Raw genomic sequence first — 4,904 nt, 5'->3', positions numbered from 1 at the left:
CCCAGGGCCTGCTGTACATGATGGAGGCGGTCTACAACGCCTCCGGCCTCGGCCTGCCGATCGTGATGACGCTGGGCAACCGGGCCATCGGCGCGCCAATCAACATCTGGAACGATCACAGCGACGCCATGTCCATGCGCGACGCCGGCTGGATCATGCTGTTCGCCGAGACCAACCAGGAGGCCGTGGACCTGCACATCCAGGCCTTCAAGCTGGCCGAGGAGCTGTCCTGCCCGGTCACGGTCAACGTCGACGGCTTCATCCTGACCCACGCGGTCGAGCGGGTGGACATCCCCGACCAGGAGCAGGTCGACCGCTTCCTGCCGGCGTTCGAGCCGCAGCAGGTGCTGGACACCGCCGACCCCGTCTCCATGGGCGCCATGGTCGGGCCGGAGGCGTTCACCGAGGTGCGCTACCTCGCCCACCACAAGCAGATGGTGGCGCTCGACCGTATCCCGGAGATCGCCAAGGAGTTCAAGGAGATCTTCGGCCGCGAGTCCGGCGGCTTGGTGCGCACCTACCGCGCCGAGGACGCCGAGACCATCGTCGTCGCCATGGGCTCGGTGATGGGCACCATCAAGGACACCATCGACGAGATGCGCGACGCCGGGCACAAGGTCGGCGCCCTCTACATCGGCGCCTTCCGCCCCTTCCCGCTGGAGCAGGTGCGCGACGCGCTGCTGGGCGCCAAGCGCGTGGTGGTGCTGGAGAAGAACCTCGCCGTCGGCATGGGCGGCGTGCTGGCCAGCCACGTCCGCATGGCGCTGCGCGGCCACCACAGCCGCGTCTACACGCTGATCGCCGGCCTCGGCGGCCGTCCGATCACCCGCGCCGGGATCAAGGGCTTCCTGGAGAACGTCGAGAGCGAGCCGCACTTCGACCTGCACTTCCTCGACCTCAAGCGCGACGTGGTGGACGCCGAGATCGCCCGCATGGGCGAGACGCGCCGCTCCGGACCGATCGCCGAGAACATCCTGCGCCACATGGGCGCGGACGCGCAGAACGTGCTGTGAGGGAGGGCTGAGGAATGACCCAGACCGTCAAGTTCTACCAGACCGGCACGCTGACCGTCGGCAACCGCCTGCTCGACCCCGAGACGCGGACCGTGCAGTCGTCCGAGGACCGCTCCAACGCCATCACCTGCGGCCACCGCGCCTGCCAGGGGTGCGGTGAGGCGCTGGGCGCCCGCTACGCCATCGACACGGCGATGAAGGCGACCGACGGCAAGGTGATCTGCGTGAACGCCACCGGCTGCCTGGAGGTGTTCACCACGCCGTACCCCGAGACCTCCTGGCAGGTTCCCTGGATCCATTCGCTGTTCGGCAACGCCGCGGCGGTGGCGACCGGCGTGGCCGCGGCCATGCGCGTCAAGGGCAAGGCGACCACCCGCGTCATCGCCCAGGGCGGCGACGGCGGCACCACCGACATCGGCTTCGGCTGTCTGTCCGGCATGTTCGAGCGCAACGACGACGTGCTCTACATCTGCTACGACAACGAAGCCTACATGAACACCGGCGTGCAGCGCTCCTCGGCCACGCCGCCGGCCGCCCGCACCGCCACCACGCCGGCGGTGGGCGAGCAGCCGGGCAACGTCTTCGGCACCGGCAAGAACGTGCCGCTGATCGCCATGGCGCACAACATCCCTTACGTCGCCACCGCCTCCGTCGCCGACCTGCACGACCTGGAGCGCAAGGTGACCAAGGCGATGTCGATCCGGGGTGCCCGCTACATCCAGATCATGGTGCCCTGCCCGCTCGGCTGGGGCACGCTCAGCCACGACACCATCAAGCTGGCGCGGCTCGCCATGGAAAGCGGCATCTGGCCGCTGTTCGAGGCCGAGCACGGCGTGGTCACCGCGTCGCGCGCCATCCGCCGCAAGGTGCCGGTGGCCGAGTACCTGAAGCCGCAGCGCCGCTTCGCCCACCTGTTCAAGGCCGACAACCCGCACGCCGCGGAATCGCTGCGCCGCTTCCAGGCGATGGCCGACGAGAACTGCCGCCGCTACAACCTGATCCGTGACGAGGAGGCCGTCTGATGACCAACGACCGTCCTGGCAACCGCCCCTTCGCCATCACGCTCGACGTCGGCACCTCGCTGGCCAACCACACCGGGTCCTGGCGGACGGTGAAGCCCGTCTACAACGACCATCTGCCGCCCTGCAACAAGCAGTGCCCGGCCGGCGAGAACATCCAGGCCTGGCTGTTCCACGCCGAGAGCGGCGACTACAAGGCCGCCTGGGAGCAGCTGGTGCAGGACAACCCGCTGCCCGCCATCATGGGCCGCGCCTGCTATCACACCTGCGAAAGCGCCTGCAACCGCGCCCAACTCGACCAGCCGGTGAGCATCCACTCGGTGGAGCGCTTCCTCGGCGACCTCGCCATCCGCGAGGGCTGGAAGGTCGCCCCCGGCCCGGCGTCCGGCAAGACGGTGCTGGTGATCGGCGCCGGCCCGTCCGGCCTATCGGCCGCCTACCACCTCGCCCGGCTGGGGCATAAGGTGGTGATCGCCGAGGCCGGGCCGAAGGCCGGCGGTATGATGCGCTTCGGCATCCCCAGCTACCGCGTGCCGCGCGACGTGCTGGACGCCGAGGTGCAGCGCATCCTCGACATGGGCGTCGAGCTGCGGCTCAACACCAAGGTCGACGACATCCCCGCGACGATGCAGGCGGAGGGCTTCGACGCCTGCTTCGCCGCGGTCGGCGCGCATCTGGCCAAGCGCGTGGACATCCCGGCCGGCGGCGCCGGGCAGATACTCGACGCCGTCAGCGTGCTGCGCAGCATGGAGGTGGGCGCCGAGGCGCCGAAGCTCGGCCGCCGCGTGGTGGTCTACGGCGGCGGCAACACCGCCGTGGACGTGGCCCGCACCGCCAAGCGCCTGGGCGCCGAGGAGGCGGTCATCGTCTACCGCCGCACCCGCGAGCAGATGCCGGCGCACGACTTCGAGGTGGAGGAGGCGCTGGAGGAAGGCGTCGCCCTGCACTGGCTGCGCACCATCAAGAGCATGGACGAGGGCGAACTGCTGGTCGAGAAGATGGCTCTCGACGAGCAGGGGTGGCCGCAGCCGACCGGCGAGTTCGAGAAGCTGGAGGGCGATACGCTCATCCTGGCGCTCGGCCAGGACGTCGACACCACGGTGATCGAGAAGGTGCCGGGCGTCGAGGTCAACAAGGACCGTACCATCAAGGTCGGCCCCGACCTGCAGACCGGCTATCCCGGCCTGTTCTGCGGCGGCGACATGGTGCCGTCGGAGCGCACGGTGACGGTCGCCGTCGGCCACGGCAAGAAGGCGGCCCGCCACATCGACGCCTACCTGCGCGGCACCGCCTACGAGCCCGCCGGCAAGCGCCCGGTGGCCGAGTACGACCGCCTGAACACCTGGTACTACACCGACGCCCCGCAGACGGTGCAGCCGACGCTGGACCTGCTGCGCCGCCAGACCACCTTCGACGAGGTCAAGGGCGGGCTGGACGAGCACACCGCCCTGTTCGAGGCGCGGCGCTGCCTGTCCTGCGGCAACTGCTTCGAGTGCGACAACTGCTTTGGCGTCTGCCCCGACAACGCGGTGATCAAGCTCGGCCCCGGCAAGCGGTTCGAGTTCAACTACGACTTCTGCAAGGGCTGCGGCGTCTGCGCCGCGGAATGCCCCTGCGGCGCCATCGACATGGTGGCGGAAGAGGTGTGACCAAAGTCCCTCCCTCGCCTCCGGCGGGGGAGGTCAGGTGGGGGCAGCGGCCAGTCCGGGAGACATTGGATTCTCGGACCCGCCGCTGCCCCCACCCATCCTCCCCCAGCGGGGCTGGGGGAGGGGTAAACGCCAGGGGGCACGGTGCGGCGGACTCCTCAGAGCGCGTCCTTCAGCTCCGGCAGCGCCTTGAACAGGTCGGCGACGAGGCCGTAGTCGGCGACCTGGAAGATCGGCGCCTCCTCGTCCTTGTTGATGGCGACGATCACCTTGCTGTCCTTCATGCCGGCGAGGTGCTGGATGGCCCCGGAGATGCCCACCGCGATGTACAGGTCCGGCGCCACGATCTTGCCGGTCTGCCCGACCTGGTAGTCGTTCGGCACGTACCCGGCGTCCACCGCCGCGCGGCTCGCCCCCACCGCCGCGCCCAGCTTGTCGGCCACCGCTTCCAGCAGAGGGAAGTTCTCCCCCGACTGCATGCCCCGCCCGCCGGAGATCACCACCCGCGCCGCGGTCAGCTCCGGACGCTCCGACTTCGACAGCTCCGCCGACACGAACGACGACACGCCCGGATCGGCCACCGCCGCCAGCGCCTCCACCGGCGCCGAACCGGTCTCCGCCACCGGGTCGAAGGCGGTGGTGCGCACCGTGATGACCTTGATGGCGTCCGCGGACCGCACCGTGGCGATGGCGTTGCCGGCGTAGATCGGCCGCTCGAAGGTGTCCGGCGCCACCACGGCGGTGATCTCGGAAATCTGCGCCACGTCGAGCAGGGCCGCCACGCGCGGCAGCGCGTTCTTGCCCGTCGAGGTCGCCGCCGCCAGCACGTGGCCGTAGCTCGGCGCGAAGCTCACCAGCAGAGCGGCCAGCGGCTCGGCCAACTGGTGCGCGTACGCCGCGTCCTCGGCCAGCAGCACCTTCGAGACGCCCTCCGCCCTGGCGGCGGCGTCGGCCGCGGCGCGCGCACCCTGCCCAGCGACCAGCACGTGGACCTCGCCGCCGATCTGGCGGGCGGCGGCGATGACGGACAGCGTGGCGCGCTTGAGCGTCGCGGTGTCGTGTTCGGCAAGGACCAGGATCGCCATGTCAGATCACCCGCGCTTCGGTCTTGAGCGTGTCCACGAGGGCGGCCACGTCGGCCACCTTGATGCCGGCCTTGCGCTTCGGCGGCTCGGCCACCTTCAGCGTCGTCAGCCGCGGCGCCACGTCCACGCCGAGCGTGT

At 70.2% G+C, this 4,904-nt stretch carries 4 protein-coding genes and 1 pseudogene; 3 read left to right on the top strand and 2 right to left on the bottom strand.

What is annotated here, in order from left to right; translation table 11 throughout:
• The 3 genes from ACRWK7_RS25655 to ACRWK7_RS25645 all read left to right on the top strand — a co-directional run.
• On the top strand, positions 1-1,013 hold a 1,013-nt coding region (locus ACRWK7_RS25655; protein WP_431859166.1), incomplete at its 5' end, for a hypothetical protein.
• Positions 1,014-1,027: 14 nt separating this feature from the next.
• A complete protein-coding gene (locus tag ACRWK7_RS25650; protein WP_431859165.1) occupies positions 1,028-2,035 on the top strand; it encodes a thiamine pyrophosphate-dependent enzyme in 1,008 nt (335 codons plus the stop codon).
• On the top strand, positions 2,035-3,681 hold the full coding sequence (locus tag ACRWK7_RS25645; RefSeq protein ID WP_431859164.1) for an NAD(P)-binding protein: 1,647 nt from the start codon (positions 2,035-2,037) through the stop codon (positions 3,679-3,681). The genes ACRWK7_RS25650 and ACRWK7_RS25645 overlap by 1 nt, the downstream gene beginning before the upstream one ends.
• 158 nt (positions 3,682-3,839) lie before the next feature.
• Here the strand turns inward: ACRWK7_RS25645 and ACRWK7_RS25640 are convergent, their stop codons facing one another.
• Complete coding sequence (locus ACRWK7_RS25640; RefSeq protein ID WP_431859163.1) at positions 3,840-4,766, bottom strand: electron transfer flavoprotein subunit alpha/FixB family protein; 927 nt, start codon at positions 4,764-4,766, stop codon at positions 3,840-3,842.
• A gap of 1 nt (position 4,767) precedes the next feature.
• Positions 4,768-4,904 (bottom strand): annotated as a pseudogene (locus tag ACRWK7_RS25635) (electron transfer flavoprotein subunit beta/FixA family protein); the annotation flags it as partial.

This window comes from Azospirillum sp. (assembly GCF_050789165.1).
Note: the sequence above shows the minus strand (reverse complement) of the source record. Positions and strands in the feature narration are given on the sequence as shown.